We start from the raw sequence: 21,413 nt of genomic DNA, 5'->3' as shown, positions 1-21,413 counted from the left end.
TAAACCCAATAGGCCAAAGAACAGCGCCCGGTCACTTTTCCCCGAGGGGCCATCATAGCGACGGCTGGCACCGATCTGTATAGCGACAACGCCGATCATCTCACTCATCACCGCCAGCAGAGTTAACATAACTAAGAGTGGGATGTTGATGCCTGGCAGGGCCGCAAATGCCAGGAACAAGGCGCTGTCGGATATAACGTCACCCATTTCGTTTAAAATTGCACCTTTAGGTGTGGCCATATTATGTTCTCGGGCAAGCATGCCATCGATATTATTCAGTGCCATTCGAATAAACATCCACGCAGGAACGCAAAGCCATAACAGAGGTGACAGGTTTAAGAGAGTAGAGCCAAAATACAGTAAAGAGGCCAACGCGACTGAACCGGTCAGTGCAATGAGAGTGACTTGGTTTGCCGTAATGCCAGCGGCTGCAAGCCGGTTAGTGGTTGGGCGGAGAATATCTGAGAACGCACTCTTAAGCTGATAAACACTGGGCATGAAAAATCCTTTTAATTCTTGGGCTTTAAGAAGGTGCGCTGAGTAATAGCATAACCAAGCTGAGTAAGGTCAGTACTGATTGTACAATAGCCAATCCACACTGCCGAAAAAATAATTTTCTGATGCCTTGAAGACGTTCTTCAAATGTTGCGGTGTTCAGAGATTTGGCTTTAGCAGGAAACAGATAGCTTAATGCCTGGTCGAAGGAAACCGTGCCATATTTCAGCAGTACCGGAAGCAATTTGTTATCAAGAGATCCCCGCCAGAAGTAATAATGTTGAAGCATTGCGGTTAATAAACCGGCTAAAGCGCTCAGCTTTATAGGTAAAGTATCTCCGAAAATAATCAGTATGCCACAAATGCCGGCCAGGATGGATGAGATAAAACCAAGCGCATGGGTAGATGACAAGGCAGCCTGCAGAACCTCTATCTTTACAGTATCAAGGTCTTCAGCTATTTCGTAATTTGTTTGGTTAGTTATCATTATGGGTTGCTACGCTAGAGAGATGGATTTTGTTTAGCAATGCACGATGACCGTCGTGCAGTATGCAATCGGGTCGAACCTGGGCGACCATTTGCACAGCCTGCTCAACCGAACTGGCCTTGTTGCTGCTTATCAGCCAGCCAGCAATGACCACTGCACTGCGAGACAAACCCAGTGCACAATGCACCAGCACGGGCATGTTGCTATCAGCGAGGCGACTAAGCTCTGTAATAGCTTTACGCAGTGTCTTTTCATCAGGAATGGCAAGATCAAGCATCGGTATGCGTCGTGTATTTTTACAGCGATAGTTTAAAGGTAACATTTCAGCGGTTAGATTCAGCCTGTAGGCGGCGCGGCTATGCTGTAACTCCTCTCTGCCAGGTACTTGGCTGAGCCAGACTCCCTTTGTAACTTCGACACACCCTTGCCGTTTTCTACTCAGTAATTGGGCGCTGAGATAAGCACCGAGCAGATAGGGAGTAAGCAGTATAAGTGCCGGTAGCGACATCCGTTGATCATGGTATTGAAAAACTGATGTGCCAAAGCCGCAATAGGCGAGTGCGACCAGCGTTGTTGCGGTTGCTGGCCATAATAGTAACCAACCCCAGCCACCAATGAATATTCCTATTAGGCTGAAAATAACAGTGGCGAGTAAGTAGTACCGAGTTAGTCTGTATTGCTGAATGCCCATTCTTTTCCAGCGATAAGCTGGCGATGGAATAAAATACAGTAGTAGAAGTGCAACGATCAGTCCTCCGATGACATCGATGAAATGATGTTGCCAGGTAGTCATCACAGAGATGCCGATTAACAACATCCAAGTATGCATTAGGAGACGTGAGAAGCTTCCCTTGATATGTTGACTGAATGTACACCAGATCAACACCAGCAAGCTAATGTGCAGTGAAGGCGCTTGATTATAGGGCTTATCAAAGCTGGTCAGCAGATCAAACAAAAATCCATAGAAACCTTCGGTCTGTGGACGGGGAAAGGTAAACTCCAGTGGGAATAGCAGGAAGCAGGTAACTGAAATAAGGGTGGCCGCCAGTAAACGCAGGCAATGTCGGTCAAGCTCGGCTTTGCTGATACAGAGAAACAATGAGATGCCATACAGCAGGTCGATGGACATATAGGGAATAATTGTCCAATCCCAGAAGGGAGTCAGTGTTTCCCAGGCAAATACAAATTGCCCGATATCATTGCGTCCGGCGGTAAACTCATTGGCAAAGCCATAGCTGATAAAAAATGTCGGACCGAGGAATATAAGCCAAGTGAGAGCTCTTAACCAGGGCCTCACTGACTGCTCACAGGTTATTGGGGCATGAGTACTCATTGCGAAGCCTGCTTATCGTCGCTGTGCGATAGACACGGTGAAAATCCCCCACCGGTCTATCAGTTGGCCGCATTTTTCAAAGCCGGCATCTGCGACGAGTTGGTCCATCTCTGCTTGTGAACGGCAGCGCATGACCCAGGGCTGGTTGCTTTGATGGCTGTTCAATACCCGGGCGATAAGTTCTTGTTGCGGGTGCCAGGGTTGGTTTGTATAAAGCAGATATCCACCAGGTTTAACTGCTTTGGCGAGCCCGGAGAGAGATGACTGCAACAAACTATTGTCGCTGAACAGTTCATACAAACCGGAGACAATAGCTAGCGTCGGCTTCGGTTGTATTGCTGCAACTGACTCGTGATCAAAGGCGTCCCCCTGCTGGAACGAGCCGAAAGAGTCAAAGCCACGTTCTGACAATTCATTTCGACCAGCGTTTACGTTTATCTCACTGAAGTCGCGAAGCAACAGACTTTCAATATCATCTTTACGTGGGGCAATAGCATCTAAAATGTAGCGGCCATGGCCTGCTGCGATGTCAGCAATATGTACAGGTTGTTGATCTTCTTGCAGCTGATCAATTGCCTGATTAATCAGTTGCTCCAGGTGTAGTTTTCGCTGGCGGATACCGCGCCAGCCGATACTGTTGAGATAGACCTTGTCTATCTGCCTCCCTAGCCAGTTCTTTCCTTGTGGCTGGTTCTGATAGACATAATCGAGAGTGCTGCCCGAATCGAAACCCGTTTCTTGTCCTAGTCGATATCCTTCTGACAATTGTGCACCCAGTCCGATCATTTTTTGCAGCAGTTGCCAATATTTATTCTTCAGCCCCGTTTCCGCTGTACCTAGGCTTTTGTAGTGTTGATAGCCCTGCCCCTGTTGATCAGCCTTTCTTAGATCAGTTTGAGTGTGTAATGTGGTAAAACGCTCGGAGACAAAATCGCGAATCTCTGTCAGTGCCTGTTCTCGGTTCAATTCGCCAAGGGTGTCATGATAGAAGCCCGGTAGCTCTATTAATCGTTTGTTAGAGCTCCCTAAGCGGGCAACAAATTCATACTGAGGTTTCTTTCTGACCACCCAGTCGCTGCCTGATACCAGCGTGAGGGTGGGCGTATTGATTGCGTGAGCGTCTTTAATTGCTCTTTCGCTAGCGCCGTATAGCTCGAGTAAAACATTGGAAGCGATTGGTCGGGTAATCAGCGGGTCTTTGTTGTAGCTGCGAACTCGGTCTGGATCATGAGTGAGCTGACTTGCTTTAACATAGGAGTTAATCGTGAATATGCCCCCGAGTTTTTGTCGTGCTGCGATCATCTGTCGGGCGAATGGGATATACAACTTGATATCGAAAGCAGGTGCAGCCAGAACCATGCCGCGAATATTGGGGGCGTAGTCATGAACCCAGGTCGTTAACATTACAGCGCCGACACTCTGACCGATCACTAGTATCTGGTCGGTCTCAAAGCCATGAGTCTTGGTGATATGTTGGATAAAACAGTCAATATCCTGAACCAAAGAGGCAAAGCTTTCAGCATGGCCCCGTGCTCCAGATGATTGTCCTAACCCTCGGGCATCCCAGGCAAAAAAAGCGGTGTCAGGTAGCTGTAACTCATCCACTAGGTGACTCATCCTTCCGCCATGTTCGTGCCCCCGATGAAACATCACGATCGCTTTTTTCTGTTTCGTTTCTGGTCCGGATGGGCAGGCTGGCCAGTAGCGGTAGAAAATCTCGGCCTGGTCATGGCTGCTAAAGGTATGCTCTTCTAAATTTCGCAAGACCTGCGAAGATGGCTCTGGGGGCGTAAACATGTGGCTCATTAGTCAATTCCATTTAGTTAAGGAGCGTTGAGTATTAGATAAATATCGCTGATTTGATTTAATAAATATTCAAGTATCAATATTCGATACTTTTAGTGTCTTTTTTATGTCTTTGGCAGGATGTGTGGGGCCACCTTTTATCCAGAGGTGGCGGATTTCACTGCACGAATTGGCTTTGATACATCTAGTCGTCTGCTTTTTAAGAGAGGTTCGCTAACTTGTTATTCTTGTTAGAAAAGTGAGATGAAAATATCATGTCATTTAGGCCTGCTCTTTGATCCATAGCTTTATCCGCTAGTTTCTCAGTAATAGATAGGGAGTCAACCACTATTGAGCAAAGGTTAGAGCAGGGTCAAGAAGTTAGGCTTTTATTGTAATGGGTGCTCTGTTCAAAAATTGACGAATGCTTGTCTTTTTGCAGCGATAAACTCAACAGTGGGATCCCGTTTGGCAATATACATCGCGCTGTCAGCGGCTTTGATTAGTGGGCTTAATGTCTCTTGCTGCTGAGCTAGCGCAATGCCGATACTGCAGCTGCAGCCACTTAACGGTTCTTGCTTGTCCCTGACAGTCTCAATGAAACGCAATGCAAATTGCTTAGCGGCATCTGCCTGGTCATAAGGACTACTCATTAAAATGAGAAATTCATCTCCTCCCATTCGGGCGGCCAAATCACCATTGCGAATACTATCTTGTATGATACGGGCAAAGGCTTTCAGCACTTCATCACCCCGGGTGTGGCCATGAAGATCATTAACCTGTTTGAAACCGTCGAGATCTAAGTACAAGGCGAAGAGTCTGAAATGATCTCTTTGAGCGGCGGATAAAAGCACTCCGCCAAATTCAAACAGTGCCCGATGGTTGAGTAGCCCGGTGAGATCATCATGATGTGCCAGGTATTGGATTTTTTCAGTCTGACGCTTTAACTCTGTAATGTCTTTACTAATCCCGACCAAGCCAATTACATTTCCCTGATCATCAAATACAGGGTTTTTAGTGGAACTGACCCAACAGAGTTGATTATTCAGATCATAGTAAGGCTCTTCGTGACGGCTTAACGCTTTCCCTTCAGTGATGACGGTTTGCTCAGCTTCAAAGTAACGACGCGCGTGTTCCGGTGGGAAAATATCAAAGTCATCTTTGCCGACTAACTCCTGAAATGAGTCATGTTTTGTCAGACGAGCAAAGGCTTTGCTGGTGTAGATAAATTTGTGTTTGTGGTCTTTTATGTAGATAAAATCTTCAGTGTTATTGAGTAGTGTTTCAAGATCATGTTTATAGCGGTATAGCTGAATATACTCACGGCGCAGTTGTTCTGGGTCACTGGGAATGCCCTGAATGATGGGGTTGGTTAAACTGCGATCTGATTCTTTCACAGGAACCTCCTAGGTTGGAGCTGTCACTATATTCTGCCTGTTTTTTTGGTTGTTCAAACGGTTATCGTTATTTCGAGCTTTTCCTTTATACGGATCAATAGAAGGCGCTGAAGTGGTGTCGATATAACACAGTTGGTAAGTTTTTTGCCCTATCTGGACAGGGCGAATAGCTTTCGGTTGTGGATTGGAGGCTGATCGGCGAAAATAGCGGCCAATTAATTATTCATGGCCGCTGCAGGTTCTTGGCAGGGCAGTTATTCAAAATAATCGGATCTCTATGTCTAGCATCTCTCAGGAAGTTTCGACCCGTCGGACTTTCGCTATAATCTCCCACCCGGATGCGGGTAAAACCACGATTACCGAAAAACTGTTGTTGTTCGGAAACCTGATTCAGAAAGCCGGTACTGTTAAGGGCAAAAAGTCTGATCGTCATGCCACATCTGACTGGATGAGTATGGAGAAGGAACGGGGTATCTCCGTGACCTCCTCGGTGATGCAGTTCCCCCATAATGGTCGGATTGTGAACCTGTTGGATACACCGGGACACGAAGACTTTTCGGAAGATACTTATCGGACCCTGACGGCTGTAGATTCCGCTTTAATGGTCGTTGATGGCGCTAAGGGTGTAGAGGCCCGGACCATTAAGCTGATGGACGTTTGTCGGTTGCGGGATACCCCGATTCTTTCCTTTGTTAACAAGATGGACCGGGATATTCGTGATCCTATTGATCTGTTGGATGAGATTGAAGAGGTATTGAAGATAGCGGCAGCGCCGATCACCTGGCCGATCAGTATGGGTAAGGATTTCCGTGGAGTGTATAACCTCTACACCGATACTATCCATGTATTTACGCCTGGTCAGGGCAGTATTATCTCGGAAGATGTTCAGGTTAAAGGTATAGAGAGTACAGAAGCTCAGGAGTTACTGGGTGATCTGTATGAAGACTTCGTCGAAGAAGTCGAGCTGGTACGCGGTGCCAGTCATGAATATGATCAGAAAGAGTATCTGGCAGGTCGTCAGACGCCGGTTTATTTTGGTACGGCATTGTCTAACTTCGGTGTTCGCGAGATGCTGGATGGCTTTGTTGATATTGCTCCGTCCCCCATTGCCCGAGAAACACTCAGTCGCTCTGTTGCGGTTGATGAGGAGAAGTTTTCTGGATTTGTATTTAAGATTCAGGCCAATATGGACCCTAAACATCGCGACCGGATCGCCTTTATGCGGGTCTGTTCAGGTAGTTATACCCGGGGCATGAAGATGCGCCATGTACGGATCAAGAAGAATGTAAAAATTGCTGATGCGGTAACCTTCCTGGCGGGCGATCGCTCTAATGTTGAGGAGGCTTGGTCCGGCGATATTATCGGGTTGCATAACCATGGAACAATTCAGATTGGCGATACCTTTACCGAAGGCGAAGATCTGAAGTTTACCGGTATTCCTCACTTTGCGCCTGAGATGTTTCGCCGGGTACGGCCTAAAGACCCACTGAAGATGAAGCAGCTGCAGAAAGGCTTGCAGCAGCTGTCGGAAGAGGGCGCTGTACAGTTATTTCAGCCGATTAATAAGAACGATCTGATTCTGGGTGCTGTGGGTCAGCTGCAGTTTGAAGTGGTGGTATACCGTCTTAATGATGAGTATAAGGTTGAATGTATGTACGAGCCTGTAACCATTGCCACTGCTCGTTGGGTTGAATGTGACGATGAGCGAAAACTGGAAGATCTTCGCAGGAAAGGTGGTGATAATCTGGCTTTGGATGGCGGCGGTCTGCTGACCTACCTGGCGCCGACCCGTGTTAATCTGAGTCTGACCGAAGAGCGCTGGCCGGATATGCAGTTCCGCGCAACTCGCGAACACTGATTCTATCTTAACTCTATAAAGCCGGTACTGAGTTCGCTCTCAGTACCGGCTTTTTTATGCACAGGATGTGCAGAAACGGTGATGTCAGGATATACGTTATACCCTGTTGGATATGAGCACCTGAGTCGCAATCTGTTTATACTGCTCCTATGAAACTAATCGATACTCACTGTCATCTGGACTTTCCTGATCTGTCCGTTGATATAGATGCGGTACTGGAACGGGCTCACAAAGCCGGAGTCGCAAAGTTTGTTGTGCCTGGTGTTAGCGTAGATAACTGGGATGCGGTTCTGAATCTGTGTTCTGAGCATGCTGGGCTCTATCCTGCGTTAGGATTGCATCCTTGTTTTCTGAAGGGGGAACATGCAGCTGATATTGCTTTGTTAGCCTCAATGCTAAAGGGAAATAATCAAATAGTAGCGGTGGGAGAGATCGGGCTTGATCTGTTTATTCCTGATGCAAACCTGCAGCAGCAGATGGCGGTGCTGATTCCTCAGTTAACATTGGCAAAGGAGTATCAGAAACCGGTCTTGCTGCATGTTCGCAAAGCCCATGATCAGTTGCTTAAGCAGCTACGCCAGTTGAAGCTAGAGAGAGCTGGGCTGGTGCATGCTTTTTCAGGCAGTGAACAGCAGGCTAAAGAGTATCTTAAATTGGGGTTCAAGCTGGGTGTTGGTGGTTCGGTGACTTATGAGCGAGCCACGAAGCTCAGAAGGCTGGTGGCTGAGTTGCCCCTGGAAAGCTTCGTACTGGAAACAGACAGCCCTGATATGCCGTTGCAGGGCTACCAAGGGCAGGTTAATTATCCCGAACGTATCGCTGAAGTTGCTGTGACTGTTGCGAAAATTCGACAACAGCCACTAGCCGAAGTGATTGAGGTGACTTCGGTTCAGTCGTCTAAGCTTTTAGGGCTGTAAAGAGATGTATCAATACGGTTGAGGGTCTTCCAGACAGTATCGGTATATTTGTTAGCAGGGACTTTGTAGTAACGTCCATCTTTACTGGTTTTTTCAACCGGGTATTCCGATTTTTTTGGTTTAAGCAGCATGCGTAGCAGGTTACCGCGATAGTTCGGCCCTGTGAGTTTCTGGCCGTAAACCTCTTCGATTGCGCCAAAGTATGAGTGGCCTGTGCTAATAGAGCTTAGATTCATACAGTCTTGGTCGTTACCCTGGCAGTAGCTGAAGTCTTTCAGATCGACTGTGTAGTAACTTTTGTCAGTGGGCTCTGGCAGCTGAGTGATGCTATCCATGCATCCTGTCAGGGTTAGGGCTATTAGCGTAGCGGTTAACACTCTGAACATATCGATTCCTGTTATCTTAGGCTCTTAATTAAGATCTTAGTTGGGGTCTAAATGAACAATTAGTTCATATCTTCATATGGGTTACTGACATCAAGGCTGACTGACTGGCTGTATCCTGGTAGCTTTATTTCCTGGTCGCTGATATCAAGATCTTCACCTGCGAGTACATTATGGTCATACAGATAGATGGGTTGGGTCAGGCCTTTAATGCTGTCCTGGTCGTATGCCGCTGCAGTTTCGCGAGTAATTTCAAGCTTATCTTGATAACGATCGATAGCGGCCTGGCCATGGCGTTTTAGCAACATCTGCCGGGTAATATGGGGGGCTAACACGACGGCGCTGGCGTTATTTCCGCCAAAGCCTTTGGAGTTTAGAATGACAGAGTCCATGCCCTGAGCGCCTACCTCTGTATGCTTATTATTCAGTTGAAGATTACTGGCGTGAATATCACTGGCAAATTCCGTGGTGGTGAGAATGCCGGGGATGTAACCATACTTCCATACACCCATCGATAAGTTGAGTTGGTCACCACCGGCGGTTCCCTGGGAGTGGCCGAGGAAACACTTGAGTGCGGCTACGTTCCAGTCTTGTATGCCAAAAGCTTTGGCTGTCTGATTTATGACATGTGATTCGGTGACACGATTTTGCGGTGTACTGGTACCGTGAGCCTGCACAAAGCTTCGCTGCTGTAGTGATGTTTCTCCCAGCATGCTTCTAACCAGTGCAGCGGCTTTTCCCAGGGTGATGTAGTTACCGATACCCGGCGCTGAGATAGATTTCTTATGGCCGTCAGCATTGACGAATACTTCTGGAACGGAGCCGTAAATATCAGCACCCAGTTCAAGGGCCAGATCATCACTCATTAATAGAGTGAACTGAGAAGACTCGGCGATAGTGAAACCGCAGTTATTACCAAATGGACGGCAGACTTTGCGGTAATCATCAGCGCTTAGTTCGCTCAGGCCATCTAACGCCAGCAGGTCTTTATTCTCTGCTAATGCGCCCATGGAGCGGAACCCTTCGATAATCTCTGGTGTCACTGGGGCGTCACTACCGCCAACCAATACCACTTTGCGGCGGCCGGAGCGGATATCGTTAACAGCGCTACGCAGGTTGTAGAGGTAGGTGGCACAGGCGCCTAATGCTCCTCCTGTTACACCGACACTGCCGAGAATATAAGCGTTAACAAAGTCCGCTGGCATCTGTGCATAGCCAAGTGGCATCTGCTTTGAGGTGGTGCGTTTACCTATTGATGGATATTTCGTTAGTCCACCAAAACCAAAGTCGTCCAGCTGACCAATTGAGTTACTGGCATACACACCGATCTGATCAGGGCGTACGCTGTCAGCAATTTTATCCCAGGGAATACCGGATGACTGCACAGCATCGGATGCTGAAAATACTGTCATCTGAAGGTTACGAGGGTGATTCCGGGATTGATAGAGTTTGCCTGGCTTAAAACCGGTGGGTAGTTGCCCAGCTGACTGCACTTTTGCTTCCTGGAAATCAGGAAAGATTACGTCCAGGTCGCCTTTAAGTGTGACCTCTACCTGGGTTGCAGAGAGTGGCTTTAGCTCCCAGTTCTCCGGGGTGTTTAGCGGTAGGTGTCGTGTGCGAAGGGTAAAGCTAATAGGTTCTTCAGTATTAACCTTTGCCGGTTTGTTGAAGGTCACCTTATGGACATCGAAGCATTCTTTTTCTATGCGGCGGATCAATGTGCTATTACAAATCTGTGGTCGGATCGCTTCCAGTAGGTCGCTGACCGAAGTGGTATCGCCATTTTGATCGATGAAACTATTGTCTTTGAAGCTGGCGAGCCCCATAAGGGTGGCTAGGTCGAGGAGTGTCTCGGTGCGTTCTGAATCTTCTAGTTTGTCCAGAATCAGGCGCCGAAAGCCATGGTGAAATGAACTGCGTCCGGCTGGGCTGATACCGCCGAAACCCACAATGACAGGAAGCTGAGACAAGTGATTATCCTCGGGACTGAATAATAAGATCGCAATACAAAGGTAATACCTTTTTATTAAGATGAGATTCTATAAGGTGTTGTATCCTGAGGCTAGATCTATATGGGTAAAAATGCCCCGCTCAGGTGATATTCAGCTTAAAATGAAATAATTCCACCTTCTAGGTTGATTACTAGGGGAACTTAGTCTGTTATAAAACTACTAATGTGGCCCTGAGACAGATTAGCTAAGGTAAGGGCTTATTGACAGCTTTCCTTAGCGAAGCGGAAATTTCTCACAGATTCCCAAGGAGCAGTAATGAAAAAAATAATTGTCTTAGCTGGTGTTATGGCGTTAGCAGGGTGTCAGACTCTGGATCCATACACTCAGGAATCTAAAACAGGCAATGCCGCTAAAGGTGCTGGAATCGGTGTGATTGCCGGTGCCGTGCTAGGCAATGCCGTGGCAGGAAAAGGTAACAGGACCGAAGGTGCAATTGCTGGCGCTCTGGTGGGTGGTGCTATTGGTAGTGGTATAGGCTATTACATGGACCAGCAGGAGATGTTGTTACGTCAGGAACTTGAAGGTACAGGTGTTCGTGTTGAGCGGGTGGGTGATTCCATCCGTCTGATCATGCCAGGTGTGACTTTCCCTACGGGATCTTACAATGTTGATCGGGGTTTCTATCCGGTACTTGATTCGGTGACTAAGGTACTGATGAAGTTTGATAAAACGGTTATCAACGTCGATGGCTTTACCGACAGTACCGGTTCATTTGAAACCAATCAGACGCTTTCAGAGCGTCGTGCTGCGAGTGTGTCTCAATATCTTTCTAGCGGTGGCGTAGCGGCGCTTAGACTGCAGTCTAGAGGGTATGGTGAGCGTTATCCTGTGGCGAGTAATGATAATTCTTCAGGGCGTGCTTTAAACCGTCGTGTAGAAGTGAACATTCGCGGACAACAATAATTGCTCCGCAATTATTGTCAGAACGCTGCTTCGCAGCTTGCTAGAACGGAGCCTTCGGCTCCTGCTCGTGGCTAGACGGAAACTTCGTTTCCTTGCTCGAAAAAGCAAAGATAAGAACCGCCGTTTGGCGGTTTTTTTGTGTCTGGGGAAAGCGTGCCATTAAATTAAAAATTCTAAGAGGATATTCAAGGCGTTGTGTTTTCCTGAGCTACACATTGTAGGTATCGCTAATCATGTATAGCTATCCAGCTGGTTAGTGTGACGGTTTATAGGGCTCTATAGATGAGTTGTTGGGCAGGAAATTGGCTGTGGCGCTATCTGAATTGTGGCCAGAGATTATGGTGCTGGAATACAGACAAAAAAAGGAACCCGCATGGTTGCTGAGTTCCCTTTTTGTCTGCTTCAAACTGATGTAATAGGCATCTAACCCGGTGTTAAGGTTAGAGTATCGGTTAGAGACTGAATCGTACAAACCCCAAAACGAATAAAAACTGTAGTGTGTGAGGTTTTGGTATCTGCGTGGCGCTAAACTTTACGATTCGCTTTTCTCTTGCGTACTAGGCCTGCAAAGCCTAACAGCGCGGTACCAAATAGCCAGATCGATGCTGGAAGTGGCACAGGTGAAATAGGCTGTAATGCGACAATTATATCATCGTAATCAGCATCGCCTAATCCCAAGCCATTATCATTAAATCCAACAATAATAGTGCCTAGTGCCAGGGTAAGAGAGTTGCTACCTAAATAACTCAGCGAATTTGAATCGGCTGTTAATTGAAATACGCGGAAAAAAGAATCATTGGCTGTTGAAAAGGGGTCTAGTTCAACATTATATGGGCCATTAGAGTCTTCAAAGAATAGTTTTTCAGATGAAAAGTCAATGTCTTTCCATTCGCCGAAGTTGTTGTAATAGTTTGTAGCAAATGTGGTGCTATTAGGAATACCAGTTGTCATTGAAACGGTATTGAGATTTCCTGATTCATGTGCGATCGCGGTGTATTGCCATTCACCAGAAAAATCGATGGCATTAAGTTCGGTATAGCCATTGAAGTATGTATCATCACTTAAAAATGTAGTGATATTGACTATATCGCTGCCAGGAAAAGTGGCAGCAGAGGCTAGGGGCATTTGTACTAATGCAACAAGAGCAAGGCTTATTAGTTTTGTATAGGTCTTCATATTGAGGCCTCCTAAATCATTATGATTTTTTGATTCACTATTGTTTTAACAGCAAAGAAAGTGCCATTGTTATAAATACAATAAAAAATCAGTGACTTAACGAAATTGTTTGGCTAGCCAGTAGTATGATCTGTAAAGTTTATCGACATAAATTCACTTTTTGTAACCAAAAACCGACACATTGCTCTTGATATAGACTCTATTTCCCTACAGTTTCAGGGGTTGAGTGGCTATGGTGATGAGCTTCATGTAATGCGTACGCCGTATTTAGAAGGCGTCATCGGTTCACTGATATATTTTCTACTGCTAGGTTTTTGTGGGGATCAATAAAGATAAGCATGAGGGTTATGGTTGATTCGAGGTTGGCTGGAGTCGTAACCTTGAGTTTGGGTTGTAAGAAAAACGGTGTTTTCCATCAAGTCGCTAAGCTACGCTCTGATTTCCTACCAAGCAATGACAACATCATCTGGTTGGATATTATAAACCGCTCCCTCTTCCGATAACCGGCCTATAGCAAACATCGGCTGTACTTCGGTAACGGTCATTGTTTTGCGGGTGTTGGTGAGCTGTACATGGCTGCGCATATCTTCAGTAAAGAAACTGGATTTGCGATAAACGGTTAATTTATCACCGGCATTGATGCCAGATAAGGCGCCTGCGTTGAACCAGAGGAAATTGCCGTCACTTTTAGTAATACGGGCTGAGAACGGCATGCAACGGAGTTCGTTATTCAAATCAGAAGCAACCTGATTAAGGAGCTCGCGTGTTTGCTTGCCATAATCCTGACGCCAGAATTCGGCGCTGGCAAAGCCGGGGCGAGCTTCAGGTTCGAGGTTCCAGCGGCCAGCGGTGGCGTACTGTTTACTGAATAATAAAGCGCCAGAGAAGCCGTCATGGATATACAGATCCAGCGCCAGGCTGCGAAGATGGCGCTTGCTGCGATAATCCATCCGGTTGTAGAAATCTACCAGAATATTGCGGTTAGGATCGATAACCGAGGTGTCTGACATAGTTATATCCCGGATTACCCCGGAGATAATATACTGGACGTCTAGCTGACGAGTATGATCAAGTACGGTGGTTAGGGCGCCAGCGCTGAGCTGTCGTGCCGGTGCAGTGGCTGCGGTTTGATGCATATTGAGCATGCCAGCGTTGAGTGCTCGAAGGTTGCTCTTCTGATTGATCTGGTTGCTGAGAATATGGCTCAGCTCTGTTTGTATATTACTGAGATTGCCAAGATTAGCTTGCTGCGGGTAGAGCAGGGGGAAGGCCGTTATTGCTACGGATTTCTGGTATCCGTGGCCGGAGATTCCTGCCGGGCAGCCTTTCTCGAAATCGACGTTAGCGCGCACTTTAACCCATAGCATCCGGCCCTGAATCTTTTCGTCCAGTACCTCTATATTGCTTACCATGCCCAGGGTGCTGACCTGCATATTATCGATGCTCAAGACACCCTGTTCGATAGTCTGGGTGCTGCTGACAATTGCGCTGGCCTGAAGAGAGGCTTGTTGGGTGGCGTTTTTAATCGCGGCCTGGCGAGCAGAATCGATATCTTTGTTAAATATCAGTGCTCGGCCCTCTGCTTCCATAGTGACAGCGTGCAGTGACAGACTAATAAAACTGATGAGTAAAGTAGCAAGGATACGTAGCATAGGACTAAACATAACTTATGGCTGACCGATAATACTCTAAGGTATGCAAATTATTGACTTGATGCAATACAGCAAGCACTGTTTAAGTGCCTGATTTATGTTAGTTTAAACGGATATTTAATTCTGGGTGTCTGGTGTTGATGAGATATTCTTTACTGCTTGTTCCAATCCTGTTGTCTGGATGTATGTTGAAAGAGCCTATTCCGGTGACGGTGCAAAGTGTTGACCCGCAGGTGGTTGAGCAGATGCGTAAAGCTGAAGCGGCCAATCTGGAAGCTCGACGTGAGCTGACTAAGCATGAGGTTAGTGTTGTTGGTAATCAGTCATCTGGCGCTGACCCACTGAGTGAAGCGGTGGCGCAGATGGCGTTGCAACTCAATGTGGGCCTGACCGAAAATCGGGTTAAGCGGCTACCGATCGCAATACTTCCCTTTGTTCAGCTTGGCACTAAAGCGTCCGGTACGCCTACCGGAGAACGGTTGAGTGAGAACTTTATTTTTCAGTTGCAGCAGCATGGTTATAACCTGATAGATTTCCGGGCGGTGAGTTTGAATACCTCCGCTAAAGACCCGCTGTCTACGGCAAATCTTTCTGCGCTGCATAACCGCTACCGTATTCATTTTGTTCTTACGGGTACTTATAGTCAGCATCCGGATGGCATTATTATCAATGCCCGGGTACTGGATACTACGACCCGACAAATTCTGGCCGCATCCCAAACAAATCTGCCTTCCGTTCGATTAGAGGGTGCTTTACCGGGTTATGATCCGATTAAAGCGATGGATGATGGCATGATTATTGAGAATGGCACCCGTCGGACGGCCACAGAGGGTATGCAATGATCTTGAAGTCTGTTTTAAGAAGGTTGTTTCAGGGTGCGCTGGTGCTGATGCTGGCGATCTCTCTGGGGGGCTGTGAAACCTTTGTGGAGTCGACAAAGGATATTGTTTCCGCACTGCCTGATCTCCCGCCTAGTGTTGATAGTACGCCGGTGGAACCCAACTGGGTGCAGGTGACTGGGTATGCGCCGATCAGCCTCCAGGCAGGTCAGACTGAGCAGCACAAAGTGCTGATGGCGATGAAAGCCTCTAAGCTGGATGCCTATCGGGAGCTGACAGTGCTGGTACATGGGCAATATTTGGCAGGAACAACCTCGGTTAAAGATATGCTGTTACAGAATAATCAATTTCAGGGTGCGGTGGCTGGTATTGTTCGTGGTGCGCGGGTGGTGAAGAGCTATCCGATACAAACCGATGTTTATGCGACGATACTAGAGATCGACCTGAATCAGGTGCAGCGGGCCTGGCAGTCTAGCCAGTAATCTCTTATAGATTGAAAAAAACGCAGGCTGAGCCTGCGTTTTTTTATGTGTCGAAGCTACGTACGGTATGTGGCAGCCTACTTTGGCTTCTGAGTCGCCTGAAAAGCGGCCAGCTGCTCGGGTGTTGCAGGTTGTTGATGCAGCTTTTTCCACTCTGAATATGGCATTCCATAGACTTGCTCACAGGCCTCTTCGTAGCTTATCTCTACGCCCTGGTCGTCGGCTGCAGCTTTATACCATTTAGACAAACAGTTGCGGCAGAAGCCGGCCAGGATCATCAGATCTATGTTCTGCACATCCTTGCGTTCATCCAGATGCGCTACTAATCGGCGGAAGGCTGCTGCTTCCAGTTCTGTTTGTGTTTGTTGATCCATGATCGGTCCTTTTAATCTAATCAGTGCTGATTTTCTTAGCTCGTTTATCGGGCTTGTTCTTCGAGCTTAGGCTGACTGGCTGTGTTCATCGAGTTGCTGGCAGATAGTCTGTTCTAGCTGCTCACAGAGTTCCGGGTCAGTGATAGGCAGTCCCTGATCATCAGTGATGAAGAAAAAGTCTTCTACGCGCTCGCCAATGCTGGTGATCTTGGCTTTGCGCACTGAGATCCCCAAGTCCACAAAGATGCCGCCAAGGCGGGCCAGCAGACCGGGTCGGTCGGGGGTGATTACTTCAAGTGCGGTTAACTGTGTTGCCGGGTCGGTACTCAGGCTGACCTGGGTTGGGTAGGCAAATAGCTTCATCTGGCGAGGAATTCTTCGCTGGATAATGGCAGGGAAATCATCAGGGTCATCCAACTCTTCGATCAGGTGGGTGCGGATCTGTTCCAGGTAGTCGTCGTCTTCCGGTAAAGGCAGGTTGTCTTCTGTCAGTACGGTATAGGTGTTCAGGGCCTGATTGTTATCTGCCACCATGATCTGTGCATCCTGGATATTCAGATTCAATTGGTCAAGCGCCGAGGCGGTTGCCGCAAACAGGGTAGGCAGATCAGGCATGTAGATGAAAACTTCGGTGGCGCCTTCGTAAGCTCTGTAAGACGTTTTGCGGATCATGACCAGCGGTAGTGTTGAGTCGCCGTGCTCGAGTATTGCCTGGGTTTGCCAGGCAATATGTTGAGGTTGCTCCCGTAGAAAGTATTCTTCGCCGAGCATATTCCAGAATTGAAGAACGTCAGATGGGCTGTGGCCTTTACGTTGCAGTATGGCTAAAGATTCATTTTGGATCTGATCAATCCGGTCATCTTTCTTAACTGGATTTTCAAGTCCGCGACGTAGAGTGCGTTTGGTTTCGGTGTAGAGCTGGCGCATTAGGGTGGCACGCCAGCTATTCCAGAGGCTGTGGTTGGTCGCGTTAATATCGGCCACGGTGAGAATGTATAAATAATCAAGATGGATAATGTCGCCAACATGCTCTGCAAAGTGGAGAATTACATCCGGGTCAGAAATGTCTTTGCGTTGTGCGGTCATGGACATCAGTAGATGGTTTTTGACTAGCCACTGTACGAGGTGGGTGTCCCATTTTCCTAGGTGATGTCGCTGGCAAAACTCGATGGCATCAGTTGCGCCGAGTTCTGAATGATCTCCTCCACGTCCTTTGGCTATATCGTGGTACAGGCCTGCGATGTAGATAAGCTCAATTTTTGGTAGCTGATTAACAACCCGGTGGGCGATAGGGAATTTCTCTCTTTGATCTTCATGCCGAAACAGGCGGATATTCTGGATCACTTTGAGGGTGTGGGCATCAACCGTATATATATGAAAAAGATCATGCTGCATCTGGCCGATGATTTTGCCAAATTCAGGCAGGTAAAGGCCGAGGATGCCGTATCGATTCATCCGCTTGAGTTCGGTAGATACCCTTGCGTCCTGACGCAGGAGTTCCATGAATAGTGATGTGTTGCGGATATCGTTACGGAAGTCGTCATCGATTCGATGTCGGTTGTTTCTGATTAGTCGAATTGTAGAGGCGCGTACCCCTTTAATCTGATCGTTCTGGGCCAGCAGGACGAACATTTCAAGCATTGCGAATGGTTGGTGTTCGAATACCGACTCATGGGATACCCGAATAAAACCATTGTGTAAATTGAAACGGTTATTCAGCGGTTCAATAACCTGTTCCTCTTCGTGTCGTAGAATGACCTCGTCAAAATACTGTAGCAGCATGCCATTAAACTCAGACATCGCTTTGGCGACCCGGTAGTACTTGCTCATGAACTGTTCGACAGCTAAAGCACCGTTTTGGTCGGTATAGCCAAAGAACTCCGCCAGCGTCCGCTGATGATCGAATAGCAAGCGGTCTTCACGACGGCTGCAAAGCATGTGCATCGCGTAGCGCATGCTCCAGAGGTAGAGTTCACCTTTGTTTAGTGTGTCCAGTTCCAATTCGGTTACGAAGCCGTGATCAACGAGGTCGCGGATATAGGTGGCGCCGAAGTGTCGCTTTGCAACCCAGCCGATGGTCTGCAGATCGCGCAAGCCTCCGGGTGATTTTTTCAGGTTGGGCTCTAAATTGTACTCAGTGTCGTTGGTCTTATCGTGGCGGCGACTCTGCTCTTCAACTTTGGCCAGGAAGAATTCTTTATCGGTCCAGGCTCCTTCAGAGGTGACTTTCAGGTACATCTGAACATGCAGGTCTTCATTGCCAACCAGAGGTCGAGACTCAATTAGATTGGTTGCGATTGTGATGTCGTTTTTAGCTTCTTCATAGCACTCTTCCAGCGTTCGTACGCTGGAGCCAATGTCCAGGTTGATATCCCAGAGCAAGGTCAGAAAACCGCTGATGCTTTCCTGTACTTCGGAGTCTTCGACGTCATCCAGTAGGATAAGCAAATCCACATCTGAGCGTGGGTGTAGTTCCCCGCGTCCATAACCGCCGACGGCAATCAGTGATATATGTTGCTCGGATGGCCACTTAAACAGATTCCAGGCCTGGAGGAGAAGCTGGTCTACCAGCCAGGCTCGACCATAGACCAGCTTGCGAATATCTTCGCCATCTTTGAAGCGCTGATCCATGGTCTCTTGGGCAGACTTTAGTGCCTGCTTGAATACCGTTATAGGAGTGCTGGATTCCGCTAAATCAGCGGTAAAATCTCGGGCTGAGAACAGTGTTTCGTCAGCAGCAAAAGCAGTATTCGACATCGAAGTTCTCGTTTAAATCAAGCTTAGAAGTTTTCGTCCTTGCGTTTGGTCAATACTTCACAGCCATCGGCCGTGACTAGCAGGGTGTGTTCCCATTGGGCTGAAAGTCGTTTATCAGCGGTTTCAACTGTCCAGCCATCTCGTTTTAACAGTTTAACGTGTCGTTTTCCGGCGTTAATCATCGGCTCGATAGTAAAGCACATGCCTTCCTGTAGTTCGAAGCCTGTCCCGGGTTTGCCGTAATGCACAACCTGTGGTTCTTCGTGGAAATCTTTGCCAATACCGTGTCCACAATACTCCCGCACGACGGAGTAATGATTGGATTCAGCAAGGTGCTGAATAACATGGCCTATGTCGCCAAGTTGCGCTCCGGGTTTTACCAGTGCAATCCCTTTATAGAGGCACTCTAGGGTGATTTCGCAGAGGCGTTGGGCGTGAGGGGCGGCAGTGCCAACGTAAAACATCTTGCTGGTGTCGCCATGGTAGCCATCTTTGATTACGGTAATATCGATATTAATGATATCGCCGTTTTTCAACTTTTTATCGTTAGGGATGCCGTGGCAAACTACGTGGTTAACTGAGGTGCAGATCGATTTAGGAAACCCGTGATAGTCCAGTGGTGCTGGAATAGCATCCTGCTCATTGATGATATAATCGTGACAGATCTTATTGATCTCATCGGTAGTTACGCCGGGCTTTACAAAGGGTTCGATCATTTCTAATACTTCCGCGGCCAGGCGGCCTGCGACGCGCATTTTTTCGATCTCGTCCGGTGTTTTGATAGTGATGCTCATATAAACCCTTATTAATGTAAGCCTTTGGGGCGTAAGAAGATAGTTGTGCGATTGTAGCTAATTAACCACTCAAGAACAAAAAAACACTATAAATAGATTATAATTCTTGCTTCAAAAGCGTTGGTATTTATGGTATAAAGTCGCGCTCTAAATTTGTGTAAACGAACGCAAGTTTTTAAATCCTCACATGCTACCGTCACATACCCTTGGGTGCCGCTTGCGGTTGGGGTATGGGGTGCATGGAAGCCTAACCCTAACTTTAGGAAAATAGTATAATGGCAAAAGTTACAATGCGTGACCTGCTGAAAGCAGGTGTTCACTTCGGTCACCAGACCCGTTACTGGAATCCGAAAATGGGTAAGTACATTTTTGGTGCCCGTAATAAGATTCATATCATCAACCTTGAGCACACTCTGCCAGCACTTAACGGTGCGTTGGATGTAATTCAGGGCATGGCTGTTAACAAGAACAAAATCCTGTTTGTTGGTACTAAGCGTGCTGCAAGCAAGACCATCAAAGAAGAAGCTAGCCGTGCGAGTATGCCGTACGTAAACCACCGCTGGTTGGGTGGTATGCTGACTAACTACAAGACTATCCGTCAGTCTATCCGTCGCTTCCGCGATCTGGAAGGGCAGAGCCAGGATGGTACTTTCGCTCAGCTGACTAAGAAAGAAGCTTTGATGCGTCAGCGCGAGATGGAAAAGCTGGAACGTTCTATCGGTGGTATCAAGGATATGGGTGGTCTACCAGACGCACTGTTTGTTATTGATGTTGATCACGAGCGTATCGCTATCAACGAAGCAAACAAGCTGGGTATCCCTGTTATCGGTATCGTTGATACTAACAGCAACCCAGATGGTGTTGACTACGTAATCCCAGGTAACGACGATGCTCTGCGCGCAATTCAGATCTACGTTAAAGCTGCTGCGGATGCATGTTCTGAAGGCACTGAAGTGAATGCTGGTGACAAGAGCGAATTCGTTGAAGTTGAAAACAACGAAGCTGCTGCTGAGTAATCAGACTGTCAAGCGGTTTGGGTAGATTACTCAAACGCGCAGGAGGGGAGCAGCAGTGTTGCTCCCCTTTTTTTGAATTTGAATTAATAGATTGTTGATGGGGTAAAACCAAATGGCAAAGTTCTCCGCTAAGCAGGTTAAAGAACTGCGCGATCGTACCGGCCTGGGTATGATGGAATGTAAAAAAGCGCTCGCTGCTGCTGATGGCGATGTTGATAAAGCGATCGAAGAACTGCGTAAAGCGTCTGGCATGAAGGCGGCTAAAAAAGCTGGCCGTACCGCTGCTGAAGGTGTTGTAGTTGTAAAAATTGCTGATGACAGTAGCTATGCTGTAGCAGTTGAAGTTAACTCTGAAACTGACTTTGCTGCTCGTGATGAAAACTTCCTGGCGTTCACTCAAACTGTTCTGGCAAAAGCTTTCGCTGATAAGCAGACAGATGTTGCAGCGCTGATGGCTGGTGAGCTTACTGATGTGCGTGATGCATTGGTTCAGAAGATCGGTGAGAATATCGGTGTTCGTCGTATCTTCATGGTTGAAGGCGAAACTGTAGCTGCTTATGTTCACGGTACTGGCACTTTGGCGGCAATTGTTGCTCTGAATGGTGGTAACGCTGAGCTGGCTAAAGATGTTGCAATGCATGTGACGGCTGTTAACCCGCAAGTGGTTAGCAAAGAAGATATGCCTGCTGATGTTGTTGCTAAAGAGAAAGAGATTATTCTGGCTCAGCCTGATATGGCTAGTAAGCCTGCTGA

At 47.4% G+C, this 21,413-nt stretch carries 19 protein-coding genes; 7 read left to right on the top strand and 12 right to left on the bottom strand.

The genetic code is table 11. The annotated features are described in order from the left end of the window. The 5 genes from QZZ54_RS18705 to QZZ54_RS18685 all read right to left on the bottom strand — a co-directional run. Window positions 1-498 (bottom strand): CDP-alcohol phosphatidyltransferase family protein (locus QZZ54_RS18705; protein WP_290705658.1); only part of this gene is annotated, 498 nt, incomplete at its 3' end. 25 nt (window positions 499-523) lie between these two features. Then, window positions 524-982, bottom strand: a complete 459-nt coding sequence (locus QZZ54_RS18700; RefSeq protein ID WP_290705656.1) for a hypothetical protein — start codon at window positions 980-982, stop codon at window positions 524-526. After that, a complete protein-coding gene (locus QZZ54_RS18695) occupies window positions 972-2,315 on the bottom strand; it encodes a phosphatase PAP2/dual specificity phosphatase family protein (protein WP_290705654.1) in 1,344 nt (447 codons plus the stop codon). Before QZZ54_RS18695 ends, QZZ54_RS18700 begins: the two co-directional genes overlap by 11 nt. Before the next feature lie 12 nt (window positions 2,316-2,327). Beyond that, window positions 2,328-4,121 carry a bifunctional alpha/beta hydrolase/class I SAM-dependent methyltransferase gene (locus tag QZZ54_RS18690; protein WP_290705652.1) on the bottom strand — a complete coding sequence of 598 codons (1,794 nt, stop codon included), beginning with the start codon at window positions 4,119-4,121 and terminating at the stop codon, window positions 2,328-2,330. Between the two features lie 389 nt (window positions 4,122-4,510). Then, complete coding sequence (locus QZZ54_RS18685; RefSeq protein WP_290705650.1) at window positions 4,511-5,497, bottom strand: GGDEF domain-containing protein; 987 nt, start codon at window positions 5,495-5,497, stop codon at window positions 4,511-4,513. 277 nt (window positions 5,498-5,774) lie between these two features. On the opposite strand from QZZ54_RS18685, the gene QZZ54_RS18680 reads away from it, so the two are divergent. Together QZZ54_RS18680 and QZZ54_RS18675 are read left to right on the top strand one after the other, a co-directional pair. Then, window positions 5,775-7,355 (top strand): peptide chain release factor 3, encoded by a 1,581-nt coding sequence (locus QZZ54_RS18680; RefSeq protein ID WP_290705648.1) that lies wholly within the window; start codon window positions 5,775-5,777, stop codon window positions 7,353-7,355. Window positions 7,356-7,504: 149 nt separating this feature from the next. Further along, entirely contained in the window at window positions 7,505-8,272 is a 768-nt protein-coding gene (locus QZZ54_RS18675) for a TatD family hydrolase (protein WP_290705646.1), read from the top strand. Here QZZ54_RS18675 and QZZ54_RS18670 read toward each other — a convergent pair. Next, complete coding sequence (locus QZZ54_RS18670; RefSeq protein ID WP_290705644.1) at window positions 8,245-8,658, bottom strand: hypothetical protein; 414 nt, start codon at window positions 8,656-8,658, stop codon at window positions 8,245-8,247. The two genes, QZZ54_RS18675 and QZZ54_RS18670, sit on opposite strands and share 28 nt — an antisense overlap. 59 nt (window positions 8,659-8,717) lie before the next feature. Next, entirely contained in the window at window positions 8,718-10,625 is a 1,908-nt protein-coding gene (locus QZZ54_RS18665) for a beta-ketoacyl synthase (protein ID WP_290705642.1), read from the bottom strand. A 297-nt stretch (window positions 10,626-10,922) separates the two neighbouring features. Between QZZ54_RS18665 and QZZ54_RS18660 the strand changes: the two genes are divergently transcribed. Beyond that, window positions 10,923-11,570, top strand: a complete 648-nt coding sequence (locus tag QZZ54_RS18660; protein WP_290705640.1) for an OmpA family protein — start codon at window positions 10,923-10,925, stop codon at window positions 11,568-11,570. A 525-nt stretch (window positions 11,571-12,095) separates the two neighbouring features. Here the strand turns inward: QZZ54_RS18660 and QZZ54_RS18655 are convergent. Next, complete coding sequence (locus tag QZZ54_RS18655; protein ID WP_290705638.1) at window positions 12,096-12,746, bottom strand: VPLPA-CTERM sorting domain-containing protein; 651 nt, start codon at window positions 12,744-12,746, stop codon at window positions 12,096-12,098. Window positions 12,747-13,189: 443 nt separating this feature from the next. After that, window positions 13,190-14,410, bottom strand: coding sequence for a flagella assembly protein FlgT (locus tag QZZ54_RS18650; protein ID WP_290705635.1), 1,221 nt, complete (start codon window positions 14,408-14,410; stop codon window positions 13,190-13,192). A 128-nt stretch (window positions 14,411-14,538) separates the two neighbouring features. Between QZZ54_RS18650 and QZZ54_RS18645 the strand changes: the two genes are divergently transcribed. Next, a complete protein-coding gene (locus QZZ54_RS18645; RefSeq protein WP_290705632.1) occupies window positions 14,539-15,240 on the top strand; it encodes a FlgO family outer membrane protein in 702 nt (233 codons plus the stop codon). Further along, window positions 15,237-15,719 carry a hypothetical protein gene (locus QZZ54_RS18640; protein WP_290705629.1) on the top strand — a complete coding sequence of 161 codons (483 nt, stop codon included), beginning with the start codon at window positions 15,237-15,239 and terminating at the stop codon, window positions 15,717-15,719. The genes QZZ54_RS18645 and QZZ54_RS18640 overlap by 4 nt, the downstream gene beginning before the upstream one ends. 77 nt (window positions 15,720-15,796) lie before the next feature. Here QZZ54_RS18640 and QZZ54_RS18635 read toward each other — a convergent pair whose 3' ends face one another. From QZZ54_RS18635 to map, 3 genes are all read right to left on the bottom strand, one after another. Next, window positions 15,797-16,093, bottom strand: coding sequence for a DUF1244 domain-containing protein (locus QZZ54_RS18635; RefSeq protein WP_290705626.1), 297 nt, complete (start codon window positions 16,091-16,093; stop codon window positions 15,797-15,799). A 66-nt stretch (window positions 16,094-16,159) separates the two neighbouring features. After that, the gene (locus QZZ54_RS18630) at window positions 16,160-18,850 is read right to left on the bottom strand and encodes a [protein-PII] uridylyltransferase (protein WP_290705623.1); all 2,691 of its coding nucleotides are present in this window, start codon (window positions 18,848-18,850) and stop codon (window positions 16,160-16,162) included. Between the two features lie 23 nt (window positions 18,851-18,873). Continuing rightward, on the bottom strand, window positions 18,874-19,644 hold the full coding sequence (gene map, locus QZZ54_RS18625) for a type I methionyl aminopeptidase (protein ID WP_290705620.1): 771 nt from the start codon (window positions 19,642-19,644) through the stop codon (window positions 18,874-18,876). Window positions 19,645-19,919: 275 nt separating this feature from the next. On the opposite strand from map, the gene rpsB reads away from it, so the two are divergent. After that, window positions 19,920-20,660, top strand: coding sequence for a 30S ribosomal protein S2 (gene rpsB / locus QZZ54_RS18620; RefSeq protein ID WP_290705617.1), 741 nt, complete (start codon window positions 19,920-19,922; stop codon window positions 20,658-20,660). A 112-nt stretch (window positions 20,661-20,772) separates the two neighbouring features. Beyond that, on the top strand, window positions 20,773-21,413 hold a 641-nt coding region (gene tsf / locus QZZ54_RS18615), incomplete at its 3' end, for a translation elongation factor Ts (RefSeq protein ID WP_290705614.1).

This window comes from Amphritea sp., assembly GCF_016744155.1.
GTDB lineage: Bacteria > Pseudomonadota > Gammaproteobacteria > Pseudomonadales > Balneatricaceae > Amphritea.
Note: the sequence above shows the minus strand (reverse complement) of the source record. Positions and strands in the feature narration are given on the sequence as shown.